Annotated in this window: 12 protein-coding genes; 3 read left to right on the forward strand and 9 right to left on the reverse strand. The window is 47.0% G+C overall.

The window, feature by feature from the left end:
- Positions 1 to 16 precede the first annotated feature (16 nt).
- Entirely contained in the window at positions 17 to 739 is a 723-nt protein-coding gene (locus ABUE30_RS09900; protein ID WP_408623606.1) for a type 1 glutamine amidotransferase, read from the reverse strand.
- A 34-nt stretch (positions 740 to 773) separates the two neighbouring features.
- Positions 774 to 2,195 carry a CoA-acylating methylmalonate-semialdehyde dehydrogenase gene (gene mmsA / locus ABUE30_RS09905; protein WP_408623607.1) on the reverse strand — a complete coding sequence of 474 codons (1,422 nt, stop codon included), beginning with the start codon at positions 2,193 to 2,195 and terminating at the stop codon, positions 774 to 776.
- 369 nt (positions 2,196 to 2,564) lie between these two features.
- On the opposite strand from mmsA, the gene ABUE30_RS09910 reads away from it, so the two are divergent.
- Both ABUE30_RS09910 and ABUE30_RS09915 read left to right on the forward strand, forming a co-directional pair.
- Positions 2,565 to 3,116 carry a helix-turn-helix domain-containing protein gene (locus tag ABUE30_RS09910; RefSeq protein ID WP_408623608.1) on the forward strand — a complete coding sequence of 184 codons (552 nt, stop codon included), beginning with the start codon at positions 2,565 to 2,567 and terminating at the stop codon, positions 3,114 to 3,116.
- Positions 3,117 to 3,280: 164 nt separating this feature from the next.
- Positions 3,281 to 4,771 carry an aldehyde dehydrogenase gene (locus tag ABUE30_RS09915; RefSeq protein ID WP_408623609.1) on the forward strand — a complete coding sequence of 497 codons (1,491 nt, stop codon included), beginning with the start codon at positions 3,281 to 3,283 and terminating at the stop codon, positions 4,769 to 4,771.
- 2 nt (positions 4,772 to 4,773) lie between these two features.
- On the opposite strand, the gene ABUE30_RS09920 is transcribed toward ABUE30_RS09915, so the two are convergent.
- The 6 genes from ABUE30_RS09920 to speE form a co-directional block, all read right to left on the reverse strand.
- Positions 4,774 to 5,226: a hypothetical protein gene (locus ABUE30_RS09920; protein ID WP_408623610.1), complete on the reverse strand. Its 453-nt coding sequence runs from the start codon at positions 5,224 to 5,226 to the stop codon at positions 4,774 to 4,776.
- 168 nt (positions 5,227 to 5,394) lie between these two features.
- Positions 5,395 to 5,676, reverse strand: coding sequence for a hypothetical protein (locus tag ABUE30_RS09925; RefSeq protein ID WP_408623611.1), 282 nt, complete (start codon positions 5,674 to 5,676; stop codon positions 5,395 to 5,397).
- Positions 5,677 to 5,693: 17 nt separating this feature from the next.
- Entirely contained in the window at positions 5,694 to 6,650 is a 957-nt protein-coding gene (speB, locus tag ABUE30_RS09930; protein ID WP_408623612.1) for an agmatinase, read from the reverse strand.
- Positions 6,651 to 6,702: 52 nt separating this feature from the next.
- A complete protein-coding gene (locus tag ABUE30_RS09935; RefSeq protein WP_408623614.1) occupies positions 6,703 to 7,635 on the reverse strand; it encodes an adenosylmethionine decarboxylase in 933 nt (310 codons plus the stop codon).
- Positions 7,636 to 7,643: 8 nt separating this feature from the next.
- Positions 7,644 to 9,563 (reverse strand): biosynthetic arginine decarboxylase, encoded by a 1,920-nt coding sequence (gene speA / locus ABUE30_RS09940; protein ID WP_408623615.1) that lies wholly within the window; start codon positions 9,561 to 9,563, stop codon positions 7,644 to 7,646.
- A gap of 22 nt (positions 9,564 to 9,585) precedes the next feature.
- Positions 9,586 to 10,446, reverse strand: coding sequence for a polyamine aminopropyltransferase (speE, locus tag ABUE30_RS09945; protein WP_408623616.1), 861 nt, complete (start codon positions 10,444 to 10,446; stop codon positions 9,586 to 9,588).
- Between the two features lie 690 nt (positions 10,447 to 11,136).
- Between speE and ABUE30_RS09950 the strand changes: the two genes are divergently transcribed.
- A complete protein-coding gene (locus ABUE30_RS09950) occupies positions 11,137 to 12,753 on the forward strand; it encodes a methyl-accepting chemotaxis protein (RefSeq protein WP_408623617.1) in 1,617 nt (538 codons plus the stop codon).
- 66 nt (positions 12,754 to 12,819) lie between these two features.
- On the opposite strand, the gene ABUE30_RS09955 is transcribed toward ABUE30_RS09950, so the two are convergent.
- Positions 12,820 to 15,138, reverse strand: coding sequence for a phosphatase PAP2 family protein (locus tag ABUE30_RS09955; protein WP_408623618.1), 2,319 nt, complete (start codon positions 15,136 to 15,138; stop codon positions 12,820 to 12,822).
- Positions 15,139 to 15,339 lie beyond the last annotated feature (201 nt).

A 15,339-nucleotide genomic window follows, 5' to 3' on the forward strand; every position in this document is an offset into this window, starting at 1 on the left:
ATTAGCTTGTCCAGTTTTACGCAGGCGATGTGTTTGCTGAACTAAATAACGCCAAAATCCAGCGTAAAACGACTTCTGAATCAACAGGTTTGTTCATGCTTGTTTGTAATTGCTCAATACTAGCGTGTGCAGGTAACTGCCCGGCGTGTCTGTCCAATAATATCTGAGTGTAGTCTTGTTGGAACTCAGGGTGACCTTGTACTGTAAAAATGTGCGACTGTTTAGCTAACATGAAATAGGGACAAAAATCACTACTGGCGACAACACTGCAACCTGGCGGACAGCTTGTCACTTGGTCTTGATGGCTGACCCATACACGGAGCGTTTCAGGTACGTTGGATAACCATGCTGGGCGCTCGTTGATTTGCACTAGCGCAGAACCAAGCCCCCAGCCCTTGTCGGATTTTTTCACCTGTGCTCCCAGCGCTCGCGCGACTAGCTGGTGACCAAAGCAGATCCCGGCGACGTTTAACTGATGTTGATCGGCTTGGCGAACCCACTGTACTAATTCAACAATCCAAGGGTCGTTATCATATGCATTGTGGCGGCTACCGGTAATAATATAGCCATCAACGTCAGTGTCAGGCGCGGGCAACTGTCGCTGCAGCGCATCAAAGTAAACAAAATGAAGATCTGTTTGTAGCGCATTTAACGCATTGACAAACATATCGGAATATTCACCGAATTGCTGGTTGAAAGGGGCATCCACGTGATCGCATATGATAATAGCAATGTTCATTTTTTTCTCTTGTTCCGTTTCAATATAACGATGCTTATAAAGATAAAGGCTCGCGGCAAAGCGTTTTGACTTGGGTAAAAAAGCGAATAGCGTCATCGCCGCCTAAACCCAGTGGTCCAAATCCAGTTTGCCGCCAGCCGCTAATACTTTGGCCTGGCATAAGGTTTGGCTGCGCTTGATTAATACCAATCAACCCAATATTGACCTGCTGAACAAACTGCTCAATCAGCGTTTCATCGCGGCTAAATATGGCGCTGAACTGCGCAAGTGGGTGGCTGTTAATGAGTGCCACGCCTTCTTCAATGCTGGCTACTCGAACAATGGCCAGTACTGGGCCTAAAATTTCATGCCGATAAAGGCGCATGGTTGGGGTGACATGATCAAACAAGCTAGCACCTAAAAAATAACCCGTTTCACTGTTCAGTTCACGGCCATCAACGACAAGCGTTGCCCCGTCTTTTTCGCCTTGTTCGATGTCGCCGCGAACTTTTAGACGATGAGCTTCACTGATTAATGGGCCTAGTTCATTGGCAGGCTGGGCTAATCCTGACCCAACTTTGAGCGATTGCGCCTTTGCCGCAAGTTCACCGACCAGCTCATCGGCCCTTTGTTCGCCAACGACCACCACCACCGAGATCGCCATGCAATGTTCCCCAGCCATGGCAAATGCGGCGGGTATCAAGGCATTACTCACTTGGTGAAGATCGGCATCGGGGGCGACTAATAGATGATTTTTCGCGCTGCCAAATGCTTGCACGCGTTTGCCCGTGCTACTCGCTTTGTGATAGACCGCTTCGGCAACACGACTCGAACCGATAAAACTCACCGCATTGACATTGGGGTCGGTAATGAGGGCGTCTACCGCTTCTTTGTCACCGAGCACAATTTGTAAGACGCCCTCTGGCAGTCCTGCTTGATGTAACAGTTCAGCTAAGCGTAGCGCAACCGAAGGGGTTCGTTCGGATGGTTTTAAGATAAAACTATTCCCACAGCCCAACGCGATAGGAAACAGCCACAGAGGCATCAATGCCGGATAGCTAAAAGGTGTAATGCCGACACAGACGCCAACCGGGTGAGTGAGATGATCACCTGTTACAATTTGCTCGGGTAGTTGGCTGGCAAATTCAACCGTGGCAATGCCTTGGGTTAACTCCGCTTGTGCTTCTGCGTAGGTTTTTCCCTGTTCCAGACAGATTAACTGGGCCAACTCATCTTGATGATGGTCAATATGCTTGGCAAAGCGGCGTAATATTTGCGCGCGCTGCAGTGGTGCTAAACTCGCCCAGTGGCGCTGCGCGGTGAGTGCATCGTTCACAATGGGGGGGATTTCTGCGGCGCAGCTTAAGTCGACCTCAGCGAGAATATCGCCAGTTGCTGGGTTGTCAATCATCGCCGTGCGACCACTACTACTGGCTTGATAAGACCCATTGATGAAATTCTGCAGCTGCGTTGTCATAGCTATTTCCATTGAATATAAGTCATCGGTTGGTCATCCATTTACTATATCAGCAATGAATCATCACAATCTAGGCCACAATGATGCTTTACGAGTTTTCAGCCAAGGACAGACCATTGGCTGACCTAGTTCTCAAACAATGCGCATAAGGATCGAGTCTGCTTACCTTGCATGGTTGCATCGAGGCAATTAAAATATTAAACAGATAATTATAATAATTAACATTTATCATTTGTTGGTGCAATCCCCAAGTGAGTCGTTTCACTTTTCCAACGTGAAATCGTGCTCCACCAAAGTGTGCATGAGCTCATTGCTACTTGTTTATTGCGATGTGGCCTTGCCCAATAGAGCATTGAAGAGAGAACAATTATGATAGGTATGAATATTGGTGATCGACTTAAACAGCGGCGTCGAGCGGCTGGTTTTTCACAGCGTGAGCTGGCGCGCCGCTCAGGGATGACCAATGGTTTTATCTCACAAATTGAAAAAAATCAGGTGAGCCCCTCGGTCGCTTCACTCAAAAAATTACTCAATGAATTATCCACGTCATTAACCGATTTTTTTGCAGACGGGCAAGCCATTCAAACCACATTCTACAGTCGTAATCATGAGTTGCCAGTGGTTGCGCAAGGCTCATTCCATTACCAGCAGATCGGCTATTTTCGCACTGATCGAGCGATTGACATGCGTTGTGAACGACTCAAATCAGGCGCTGATCGACGCATTGCGCAGTCTTCATTTGTCGGCGAAGTATGTGCCGTGGTGCTCAAGGGGCAGTTGGAACTGACCCTTGACGATGAGGTGATCATTCTTGACGCGGGCGATAGTTACTATTTTGACCGAGCTCAAGCACATCGTTTTCGCAATTTAAATGATGATGATTGTGAACTGATTAGTGCAGCTTTGACACGCCCTATTTAGATGGTTTTTGTGCAAAAAACATGCTAGCGTCGTTTAATATTCCATCAATATGTTCTATTTTTTAAACATTGTTGACAAGTGATCGCATTTTAAATAGTCCGAACGCTTGATATTGCAGCTCTGATGTCGGTGAACACTATCGATGTCATAAGCATGGAGAGGTTATGACTTCAACCCAACAGATAGATTGGCATCAGCGCGCCCTTAAACTGCGTTTCTCGACGCAAGCCATCATTGATGGTCAAGATTGTGATGCGATATCAGGCATGACTTTCGAGGTGATCAATCCAGCTACTGGTCAAATATTCGCGCATGTTGCGCGTTGCGCCGAAGCGGATGTTGAACGCGCGGTGCAAGCGGCTCGGCGAGTTTTTAACGAGCGCCTTTGGTGTGGTTTAGCCCCTGCGGTGCGTAAACAGGTGCTGTTGCGCTTCGCCGATCTGTTAGCTCAGCACAGCGATGAGATAGCGTTACTTGAAACCCTTGATACAGGGAAACCGATTAGCCATGCCTTAGGTTATGATGGTCCTGCCACTGGTCGTTGTATCGCCTGGAATGGGGAAGCTATCGATAAACTCTATGATGAACAAGCTCCGGTGGGCGAGTGCGCCTTAGCGCTGATTAATCGCGAGCCGCTAGGTGTCGTCGCGGCCATTGTTCCCTGGAATTTTCCAACGGTGATGGCTGCTTGGAAACTTGGCCCAGCTTTAGCCACTGGCAATAGTGTGATCTTGAAACCGTCAGAGAAATCCCCGTTATCGGCCATCCTGCTCGGACAGCTCGCGCGTGAGGCGGGACTCCCAGATGGCGTGTTGCAAATACTCCCTGGGTTTGGCCATGAAGCAGGGCAAGCACTGGGACAACATCCGGATGTTGATTGCATTACGTTTACGGGCTCGACTGCGGTGGGAAAACAGTTGGTGGTGATGTCGGCGCGCTCAAATTTAAAACGGACCTTTATGGAATGTGGGGGTAAAAGTGCCCAAATCGTATTTGCTGACGGCGATATGGATGCCGCGATTGCCAGTGCCGCGAGCGCAATTTTTTACAATCAGGGCGAGGTCTGTACGGCCGGTTCTCGACTGCTCTTGGAAGCGTGTATTTACGATTGCTTTATTGAACGCTTAGCACTCACAGCCCAGCAATGGATGCCGGCTGATCCGCTTGATCCCGCAACGACTATGGGGGCAATTGTTGATCGAGGGCAATGGCAACGTATCTTAGATTATATTCAACTCGGGCTCGATGAAGGGGCAACATTGTTATGTGGTGGTAAGGCTTGTCAGCCTGTCGCGGGGGGATATTTTATCGAACCGACTATTTTTGTTGATGTGCAGCCATCGATGCGAATTTGCCAAGAAGAAATTTTTGGCCCAGTGTTATGCGTATTATGCTTTGAAGATGAAGCGGATGCGGTACATCTGGCCAATGACAGTGATTATGGTTTGGCCGCAGGCTTATGGAGCCGAGACGTTAGTCGCGCCATTCGGGTATCGAGAAAGTTGCGAGCAGGCACTGTGTTTGTGAACAACTGGGATGGCGGCGATATGACCATGCCATTTGGTGGTTACAAACAATCGGGTAATGGACGTGATAAATCACTCCATGCACTGGAAAAATATACGGAGCTCAAGTCAACGTGGATCCAGCTTTAGGCTTAAGCGTTGACGTTAATTCCGGCTAATTGTCGCAGCAACTGAGGCTGCTCGGTTTCATGCTGAAAATGACGTAATATCGGATTGGTTGGTGGCAGAGATTGTCCGGCGTGTTGCAATTGTTTGCCGAATTGTGCCAGTTGAGTGGGTAAGTCAATGCCAAGACGGTTGGCTGTTTGCTGCATAATTACTGGCGCTTGATGGCTAAACGATTGCGTATCAAAGTTGCCACTGTCGATTGCCGCCATCATCCGTTTGACGTAATGCTGTACCTGTGGGTTATTTCTTAAGTGACTGAATAAATCGCTTATTTTACCCGCTTGTTGGCGTTCTATCGTGGCTTTTTGTGCTGAAGGATCGGCGAGACTTGCGGTTTTATCAGAAGGTGCAAGCGCGCTATTGTCATGATGACTTTCGCTTAATGCTTGCTGCTGTTGATAGGCTTTGATCTGCATGCTCTTCAATGACTATGACTAAATGATAAGTCATACAAAGCAAAGTCAATGCCAAATTGTTTTATTGACGCTAAATAACTGTGAGGGTGGATGCACCAGCAAGCGCTGTCCACCCTGTTGAACATACATACCCCAGTCGACTAACGGGTATGGTCACCGCACGGGGCATTAAATATCTTGAGAGTGTTGGCGGCGGGAAAAACGGCGGCGAACTTTTTTCAATTGCAGGCGAATCATCAGCCCAACAATAGCCATACCAAGCAACGTGAATAACGTGACCATCAGTGCGAGTTTTACGATTTGACAGATAATCAATACCAATAGCACAAGCAACACATAGCGGATCAATTTTTTGGATAACAACAGACTATCTCCAGCAAAAACAATAACACCACCGCCCAAAAGAGGGCGATGGGTGGGCATCATGGCGATAGCTGGTAATAATGTCAACAATTGCGATTGTTTTGCTATAAATCGCTTGCTGACTCGGCAAGCGATTGATCCGCCATGCGATTTGCGGCGATGATATGCAGTAGTTCGCAGCCGATCGTGGCGGCGGCCAATGCGGTCAGTTCACTGTGATCATAAGCCGGGGCGACCTCAACCACATCCATACCGATCAGATTTAATCCAACTAACTGACGCAAGATGCACAGCGCTTTGTGTGAGCTTAAGCCGCCGCATACGGGCGTCCCTGTTCCCGGTGCAAAGGCTGGATCTAAGCAATCAATGTCAAAGGTGAGATAGACGGGCAGCGAGCCCACCCGCGCGCGGATCTCGCGTACGATCTCATTGGCTGACATGTCATTGGCCTTTGCTCCATCAATCACTTGAAACGGATGCTGACTTTGCTCGTAGGCCGTGCGAATTCCAATTTGGATGGAATGGGCCGGATCGATTAATCCTTCTTTAGGTGCGTGATAGAACATGGTGCCATGATCATAGCGACTTCCGTGTGAGTAGGTGTCGGTGTGAGCATCAAAATGCACCAAAGCCAGCTTGCCATGGTGAGCGGCGTGAGCGCGCAGTAGCGGCAGGGTCACAAAGTGGTCACCGCCGAAGCTTAATTGCAATTTGTTGGCGCTCAGCAGCGCCCGGCTATAATCTTCAACGCGCTGGGTAAATTGAGTCGCATCGCCAGTGTCAAAAACAAGATCGCCCGCATCGATCACATTGAGCTGTTCAAATAGCGAAAATTGCCATGGCCAGCGCGGCTCTTCCCATGCTAAATGGACTGAGGCTTGACGAATTGCTCCGGGCCCCATGCGGCTGCCGCTGCGCCCAGAGGTGGCTAAATCAAAAGGTAGCCCAGTAATGACGAGATCGGCATTACTTTGGGCCGGTTGCCAATCAAGGGGACGGCGCATAAAACCAAAGGCATTGGCATATAACGAATAATCGGTAAAGTCGGCGAGGGTTGCCATATCTGTTCCTCATTAGCGCAGCTCGCTGAATCAGTTGATTCGGCGCCGCTCATTAAAGTGCTCGGATCGCCAATGCGATTTGGCGCTTATCGAGATGATAGTTAAAGTCTACCTGATAGCCGCAAGGCAATGTTAATTGACACTGCCCCAGTGGCTGATAATCAGGGATGTTCAGTACCCGCGGCGAGCTATTAAAGCCAATACAATCCCATGACCGGGGTTTAAGACAGTCAAGTAGCTTGCTGACCATCCAACTGGATTTGTCACCTAAGTCTAAATTTGTCTCAAAACTCACATATGAGCTGCATTGCTGCGGGGTGATATGAATGGTCGCATAATGCTCGCCACGTATCGCATTGACCGAGTAACCGAACGGATCAAAGACAAAATCATCCAGTTGAAATTCAGGCAGTAATTGGTCGAGCGCCAATAATTGGCGGATCGACGCGGTCGTTTGTGGCTTAATCAACAGCTGCGCGGCTTGCTCGCTAATATGGTACATCAGCAGTTCACTGGTGATATCGGCCGGCGGTGGTTGATAGTGTGGATGAGCATAATGAAACAAAAAATGATGATGCGTGTCCAGATAGCCGAGCTGATGCGCTTGTACAGGGAGTATTTCACGCAGCTTTTGCAAATCATCGGTGACCGTGGTCCGTTGACGATGCGGCTGATATTCATTTTTGCGCTGATAGCTAAAAAAGTCTAAGGCATCGCGTCCGTGGTCACTAATAAATTGCAACGCTGCATCCACCAATGTGGTGGTGCCACAGGTGAGCATCAAAAAGCGGTTATCCCAGACAAATAGACTGGACTCACTTAATAGATACGCATCACATTGCTCATTACTGACAGAGGATATAATATCGGCTCGGGCTCGCTGGACAATACGTTGCCAGTATTCCCGCCCCAGAGCGCGCAACGAGGCGACTCCGGGGCGCATGACAATTTCAATCTTTTTCTCTGAACCTTCAAAAAACATCATAGCGCCCTCTAAAAATCTTCCAAATAAGTATATCCGCGCACGCCGGCTTCTAATTCTGCCAAAATAGCGCGTTGCTGCGATTTGTCGATATGTTTGCGAACCAATTCTCGATAAGTTCTGACAAAACTGTCGCTGCTCAGATTGACATAACCGAGTACATCTTCGACGGTATCTCCAGGGGTGATCTGATCGATAATCAGCTCACCTTGTTCATCCAATTGGATAACCGCTGAGTCTGTATCACCAAACAGGTTATGCAGATCGCCCAAAATCTCCTGATAGGCGCCGACCAGGAAAAATCCCATCATATATGGATTTTGCGGATCCCAGGCGGGGACGGGCATCGTCGGTTCAACCCCCATTTCATCGACATATTGATCGATACAACCATCGGAATCGCAGGTGATGTCGAGCAGCACTGCGCGGCTTTGTTCGACTCGATTCAGATGTGACAGCGGTAAAATCGGAAAAACTTGATCGATCCCCCACGCATCTGGAAGGGACTGGAACAGTGAAAAGTTGATAAAGAACTTGTCAGCTAGACGCTCACGTAACTCATCCAAAATAGGCTGATGGCTACGGTTATTCTCGTTAAGACGCTGTTGTAACTCATAACAGATCCGCAGATTTAGCTGTTCTCCCCAAGCCCGTTGATGCAAGCTTAATAAGCCCAGATTGAACTGTGCATGCACTTCTAATAGATCGTTTTGAATGTCGTGGTAGATTTCAACTAATGCCCGCTGGTCATCACGCAGGTTGAGTTCTTGCCAGGCATGCCACATGTTTTCGAGAAGCTGCGGCGAATCTTCTGGCGGCGCATCTACTTGAGCGGGGTAATAACGCTCAGTACCCAGTACTTCGGTGATTAAAACGGCATGATGGGCACTCAACGAGCGACCTGATTCGGAAATGAGTTGAGGCACTGGTTCTTCGTACTGCGCGCAGATATCGCCGACGCAGTAAACGATATTATTAGCATACTCCATTAGCCCATAATTCATCGAGTTGTTGCCTTGGCTGCGCGAACCATCATAGTCGACGGCCAAGCCACCACCGACATCTACGCATGCAATCGGTGCACCGAGTTTGCGTAGTTCACAGTAAAAACGTGCTGCTTCACTCACGCCTTGGCGAACATCACGAATATTGGCAATTTGTGAGCCTAGATGAAAATGCAATAGTTGCAAACTGTCGAGCATTTTTTTGCTGTTCAGTTCATCGATGACCTGTAGGACTTGGGAGGCTGCCAGACCAAATTTAGATTTTTCGCCGCCACTGGCTTGCCATTTTCCTTTACCTTGCGAGGCAAGGCGTGCTCGCAAGCCTAAGCGCGGGGTCACTTTGAGTTTTTTCGCTTCAGTGAGCACCATATCTAGCTCAGAGAGTTTTTCTAAGACGATGTAAACTTGGTGGCCGAGTTTTTCACCAATCAGAGCAAGGCGAATATATTCACGATCTTTATAACCGTTACAGATAATCACTGAACTGGCTTGCTGCGCCATCGCAAGCACTGCCATGAGTTCAGGTTTACTACCGGCTTCAAGGCCTAATTGGCGATTTTGTTTAGCCGCTTGGCTGCTTAAAATCTCTTCAACGACACTGCGTTGTTGATTGACCTTGATCGGGTAGACGGCCAGATAACGATTATCGTATTGATAGTTATCAATGGCTTGATTAAAGGCGTGACAGAGCGTGTCGACGCGATCATGGAGGATCTGTGGAAAACGCACCAGAGCCGGTAGTGAAACGCCTTGTCGAGTCAGTTCATGGGCGAGTGATTCCAGCGCAATCTGATTCTCAGGGCGATGACGATTTGGGCATACGACGACTTGGCCATGCTCATTAATATCGAAATAACCTTGGCTCCAATACGCAATGTTGTATTGTTGGCGGCTTTGTTGCGCTGTCCAATTTGGGTCTGTGACCACGATATTATTCCTTCAAGGTAAGTTAAACAGTTGCCAGAGCATCGACCAAATAGCGAGGAAGTGCAAAACTCGCTTGGTGAATCGCTGGGGTGTAGTAACGGGTCGCAAGATTCGCCCGGTTAAAACGCTCAGTAATCACATCAATGCTGAGTTGATGCAACGTTTTGTTATCGCTGCCCCAGGCAAATGTCATTACCCCACCAATATAAGTCGGGATAGCCGCCGCGTAAAATGTGCAATGCTCGACATAATGGCCTAAGCGTTGGTAAGTGGTTGTTACTTCGTCAGGCTGCATAAATGCTACCCCATTCTGGGCAACTATCACGCCACCGGGTTTGAGGCAGCGCTGACAGCCTTGATAAAATTCAGAGCGAAAGAGTACTTCCCCAGGACCGACAGGGTCGGTACAGTCTGAAATAATGACGTCAAAGCGCTCATCAGTCGTATTGACAAATCGGGCCCCATCATCAATAACGAGGTTGACTCGAGGATCATCATACGCGCCATTGGAGTGGTTCGGCAGATAGGTTTTACACATTTCGACCACGGCGTTATCAATTTCAACCATGGTTATGCTTTCAAGACTTGTGTGCTTGACGACTTCACGTAACATCCCGCCATCACCGCCACCGATGATCAAGACACGCTTAGCTTGTCCATGAGCCAATAATGGTACGTGGGTCAGCATTTCGTGATAGATAAATTCATCTCGTTCAGTGGTTTGAATAATGCCGTCTAATGCCATCACGCGGCCAAAGGTGGCATTTTCAAAAATGATCAGATGCCATTGTTCGGTTTTTTGCTCAAACAAGATGGTATCAATATCAAAATACTGTCCATAGCCGCTGTGAAGCGTCTCGAAATAACGTCGGTTATCCAACATGTTGGACTCCTTCATAATAGTTGGGAATTGAACTGAATTGAGTATTGATCGCCAGTGAGTATGCGGCGATCAAATTGCATTCTCAGCTACCTGGAAAACAGACTGTAAGCATCTATATATAGAAAGCAGCAGTTGCCATAGGAATGTCAAGCAATGTCGACCGTTGTGTGATGGGTACAAGATCACATGTGGCGCAAAACAATTGGGTTTTGGATGGGCCATGACGAATGGTGAAACGAGTGTTGTCTGTCTCATACTTAAAACCTGTTATCCGTGTGAGTTAATCATTGCCCCACACGGCTAATGCCTTGAGAACCATAAGAACCTTTCAATCAATGAAGTCATTTCGCTAAACGCTGCGATTAAACACTATTTTAGGCGTTGATCGCAATTATTAATGCGATCGTTTTTAGTCTGTTTTTTGCTGTTTTTACCGATTAAGATGAAGTTTAGATATAACACAGTATCTCATGCTCATGAAGCGAAAAACTTAGTGCTACTGATAAATGTTTTTTTTCAATTAGTTAGCTTTTAATTAACATTTTGTTTTGAATTAATATAGGTATCATAGATATAGATCACATTATTGCTGCTAAATTAAAATATATAGATCATCGAATGCCAACATTGATAAAAATATATTTTCAATTTATTCATATAGTTATATATAAAAACAGGGAGTAATTTCTCATGATATCGGTTTTTTTTCGTCGATTGCGTTTAACGTCGCTATTCTCATTGTTTAATGCGATGTTAATTATACTTCTCGTTGTGGGCGGCTATGTGGCTATCCAACAGCTTGAAAACCAAATTAATTTGTTTCAAAAAACTAATCTTTCTCGACAAGTCACGATTGTCGGTAAAATGTTAGCTGCAACTCCAGATGATCTGGCTGCGAGCAAGAGTATGTTAAATGCTGCCAGATGGGGAACCAATGACAGTGGCTATTTCTTCTTAGCCAGCCCTGATGGCAAACGTCTTCTGTTTTATCCACCTGATCATAAAAGAGATAATCAGCCTATATCGAATATTAAATTAGTGGGTGGTGGTACGATGCATAGCGCTATTGCCGAGGTTAGCCGTAGTAACCAACCGCGGTTGATTGAATATAATTACACAAATGCTAATAATGGTGAGAAGGGGCTCAAAGCGACCTATCTTTATCCTCTTGGACCTAATAAACCAGTACTGGCAGCGGGCTCTTATTTAGATATGGCGCATCAACTATCGGCTGAGCTGAAGATAGAGATCTACAGCGGCATTGCTTTGTGTGCGGTATTAGTATTTTTGGGGATTGTATTGTTAAGTCAGCACGTCAAACAACGCCTCAGCCAGCTTCAAACCATGATTCGGCGTTTGGCTAATGGGGATTTTCGCCAAAGTGCTCAACTTGATGGCAACGATGAGTTTGCCCAGCTCTCAAGTTATTTAGAAGAGTGTCAGCAAACATTGAATCACTCGATTCGCCAGCAGGTACAGATGAGCGAACAAGTTAGTCAAGAATCGCAACGCATTGATCAACGCCTTAGTGAGACCAACAGTAGTGTGACGCAGTTGCTCCGCGAGGTGGAATTGGTTGGCAGTGCCATGGAGGAGATGGCTGCGAGCGTGCAACAGGTGCATGTGAATACTGAAGAAACTGCCCAGCAATCTGATATCACTCGTCAAGATGGCGAGAAAGGACAAACCTATATTACTGCCGCTATTCAAGAGATTGGACAACTGGATAAACAGTTGCAAGAAGGCAATGACGACGTGCAATTAGTCAGTGACGGCGTTAGTTCCATTCAGAGCATGGTTGACACCGTTCATGGGATCTCTGAGCAAACTAACTTGCTGGCCTTGAATGCAGCGATTGAAGCTGCCCGCGCAGGGGAAAGTGGTCGAGGGTTTGCCGTCGTGGCTGATGAAGTGCGTGCATTGGCGGCGCGCACCCAAAAAGCGACTGATGACATCGCGCAGATGATCAGCCAATTGCAGCAACAAGCTCAAGGCGCTGTCACTGGTAGTCAGCAGAGTATCGGAATTGGCCAGAAGTGCCATGAAGTGGTGGGCTTTGCTGGCGATCAATTTAAATCGATCATCCAAGACATTGTTGAACTCAATACTCGCAATAGTGAAATTGCTGCTGCTACATCTGAACAAGGGACCGTGGCGCAGTCGATCAGTGAAAATGTCAGCACATCATTACATAATCTGCAGTTGATCGGCGGACAGCTACATAAAATTGCTGATAGTAGTGAAACTCTTAGGAAACAGATGGATCAATTAGATTTGAATCTTGGTCAGTATCAGTTGCGCGCTTAAGCTCTCTCCATTTGGCGTGTTAAGCAAAAAAGCCTTAGATAATCTAAGGCTTTTAATTTGTGTGTTTTAATCAAAGTCATTGACAATGGTCACCGTGACGGTGTTGCCTGAGTAAGCCAGTGTGGCTTTGTAGTGGCTGTTATTATTGACGTCACTCACGGTGATGCTTGAGGCATCAAACCCACCGACTATTTTGCGCGCACTGAGCAGAGTATAGGTCGTGGTTTGGGTCGTTACTGGAATGGTCAACTGTAATTTGCCATTGTTTAGATAGATCCCGTTATTCGCGACAATGCGGGCGTAATCGGTTAAGTCTAACGCGAGCGTACCCTTATCTTGAACGAAATCAGATACCGTCAACGCGCCTTTGCTACTATCTTGATTACCTGCAGCAATTTGTACTTTAACGGTGCCATCCGTTTGATAGAGGGTATTGTTGCCAAACGCAGTGACTGATCCAGCGACCAGTGTTCCACCTTCGAGTAAGGTGCCGCCACTGTAGCTATTATTACCTTCTAAATAGAGCGTTCCAGTGCCATCTTTAAGTAGACGACCGGCTCCTGAGATGTCGTTGCGCCAATGATCAACGGCGTTAAATCCACCATTGTTGGCATCCATATAAACATTGACGTTACCATTAAAAGCACCATAGCCGTCGGCGGCAGCTACTAAGTTGAGCCGTCCCCAGCCGTGAGAGTCATCAATAACCGGATAATTCGAAGCAATTTCAGTGGTCGCTAAGACTGCACGGCGCTGCTGATCGGATAGGTAAGGTAAGCGACTTTTTAACAGCGCTTCAGCGCCTTTAGGCACTTCGGTACCTTTGAGTGGTTCATTCAATGGGGTAAAACCGTAGGTCATATATTTGAGATACTGTTTCTTAAATGCCGCGTGGTTACCATAGGGATCGTTAGCTGGATCGCTATGCGCATATTGATAGACATTATCTGACCCAGTAAAGCCTGCATTAGTGGCTTTGGTTGCAAAATAACTGTGTGCTTGCGTTAATGCGTTATCAATGGCGGTGTTATTGGCTGAGTCATTGAGCATGGCTGCTGTTACCGCTAACGCCATAATTCGCCCACCAATGACATCTAGGGGGGAGTGCATTCCGGCGACAATACGGTCTTCACCTAAATCACCAGCTCGTGCCACCATCTCGGCAAAACGTTCAGGAATAGCATACGCATAAGTCAAACCACGGTCATATGCTTCGGCGGTATGGCCACTGGGGAAGGCCCCATCTTTACCGCGGGCGGACACCCATGCGCCCGACCCACTATATGCTGCCGTTGAGTTACTCCCATTGAACCCGTCATTGCTATAGCTGGTGCCTGACTTCACATAAACATTTTTGCCAGCACAGAGTAGCCCAGTTAATGGTGTGACAACGGGATTCGTGGGCTCCTCAAAATACTTGACCACGGAGTTGCCTTGCAAATCGTAACAAGTACGCTTGGTTAGATCCGAAGCGGATGAGGTATCAAATGTGGGGACCTTGTAAGTGGTTTTATCTAAACGCCATGGACGAGGGGATTCGAAGTGATATTTCGGTGCTTCGGTTGATGCACCATAAGCTGCAACAGTATCGAGTAAGGTGACAACCGCATCGAGATTTGGTGCGGTATGCTGGCCATAATTACCACCATCAGCTAAGTTGTTATCCATTAAATGGTTTGAGTTGGTGATGCTAATGACTGTTCCTTTCACGGTGACTTGATCGCTATCTTGTGTGGCGCGATTGGCGTCATTGCCTTTTACTTTGTAATCAGATGTCGCGTTGGCGCCGCTTCGGTAATCCGCAGCCAATGGGCCTAAGCCCGTAATGATGCTATAGCCTTTATTGCGCTGATCATCTAAGTACGCATTGATTTGCGCAATAGCTGTGCTGCGATCAACATCAGCCGTGGTTTCGCCCTTTTGTTTTAAGGTGGTGACATAATCAAAGTTTTCTTTCCAAACGGTCGGATTTTTGATGGTCGCATTGCTAAAATCGGTCACAATTGCTTCTGCCGTTGACGAAGTTGCCCCGCCTACCACGCCTGTATCTCCATTCGTTACTGTCAAATTACTTGAGCCATTGCTTGCCCAAGTTGCATCACCTGACGACCAAATTTTATTAAAACCACTTAAGATTTGTAAAATAGGGTTCTGAGTGGGGTCAAAAGCAACTGTATTGTGCTTGTCATTGGTGGTTTGGATCTGACCATCAACAACCGCAATATCGCCAGCGGGCAACTGTGGATCAGCAATGTGGTTGGTGTAGGCTAAACCTTTTGGCATATCAGGTTTATGTAATTGATGATGATTGTCTAGGTTACAAGCTGATAGCGCCAGCGCGAGAGTTGTCACAGTGAACAACTGCATACGGTTATTTTTTAACATGAGTTTGCATTCCATTACAAAAGTTGACATAAAATCAAAAAAAAGCGCCTTCAAAGTAGCAACTAAGTGTGACTGCTAGATGAATTTTTTTGTTTAAATATCAAACTGTAATAATAGTTATAACAACTATGTGGCGTTCATAGAGAAACCGTTCTATCACGTTGATGTATTGCAGTACTTGCTTTTCTTCGCAGAGCAAAT

This window comes from Celerinatantimonas yamalensis (genome assembly GCF_046054155.1).
GTDB classification, from domain to species: domain Bacteria; phylum Pseudomonadota; class Gammaproteobacteria; order Enterobacterales; family Celerinatantimonadaceae; genus Celerinatantimonas; species Celerinatantimonas yamalensis.

What these genes read in the sequence shown, in the direction of transcription:
- ABUE30_RS09900 (WP_408623606.1), bottom strand. Translation starts at nt 739, where the DNA reads ATGAACATTGCTATTATCATATGCGATCACGTGGATGCCCCTTTCAAC.
- mmsA (WP_408623607.1), bottom strand. Translation starts at nt 2,195, where the DNA reads ATGACAACGCAGCTGCAGAATTTCATCAATGGGTCTTATCAAGCCAGT.
- ABUE30_RS09910 (WP_408623608.1), top strand. Translation starts at nt 2,565, where the DNA reads ATGATAGGTATGAATATTGGTGATCGACTTAAACAGCGGCGTCGAGCG.
- ABUE30_RS09915 (WP_408623609.1), top strand. Translation starts at nt 3,281, where the DNA reads ATGACTTCAACCCAACAGATAGATTGGCATCAGCGCGCCCTTAAACTG.
- ABUE30_RS09920 (WP_408623610.1), bottom strand. Translation starts at nt 5,226, where the DNA reads ATGCAGATCAAAGCCTATCAACAGCAGCAAGCATTAAGCGAAAGTCAT.
- speB (WP_408623612.1), bottom strand. Translation starts at nt 6,650, where the DNA reads ATGGCAACCCTCGCCGACTTTACCGATTATTCGTTATATGCCAATGCC.
- ABUE30_RS09935 (WP_408623614.1), bottom strand. Translation starts at nt 7,635, where the DNA reads ATGATGTTTTTTGAAGGTTCAGAGAAAAAGATTGAAATTGTCATGCGC.
- speE (WP_408623616.1), bottom strand. Translation starts at nt 10,446, where the DNA reads ATGTTGGATAACCGACGTTATTTCGAGACGCTTCACAGCGGCTATGGA.
- ABUE30_RS09950 (WP_408623617.1), top strand. Translation starts at nt 11,137, where the DNA reads ATGATATCGGTTTTTTTTCGTCGATTGCGTTTAACGTCGCTATTCTCA.
- ABUE30_RS09955 (WP_408623618.1), bottom strand. Translation starts at nt 15,138, where the DNA reads ATGTTAAAAAATAACCGTATGCAGTTGTTCACTGTGACAACTCTCGCG.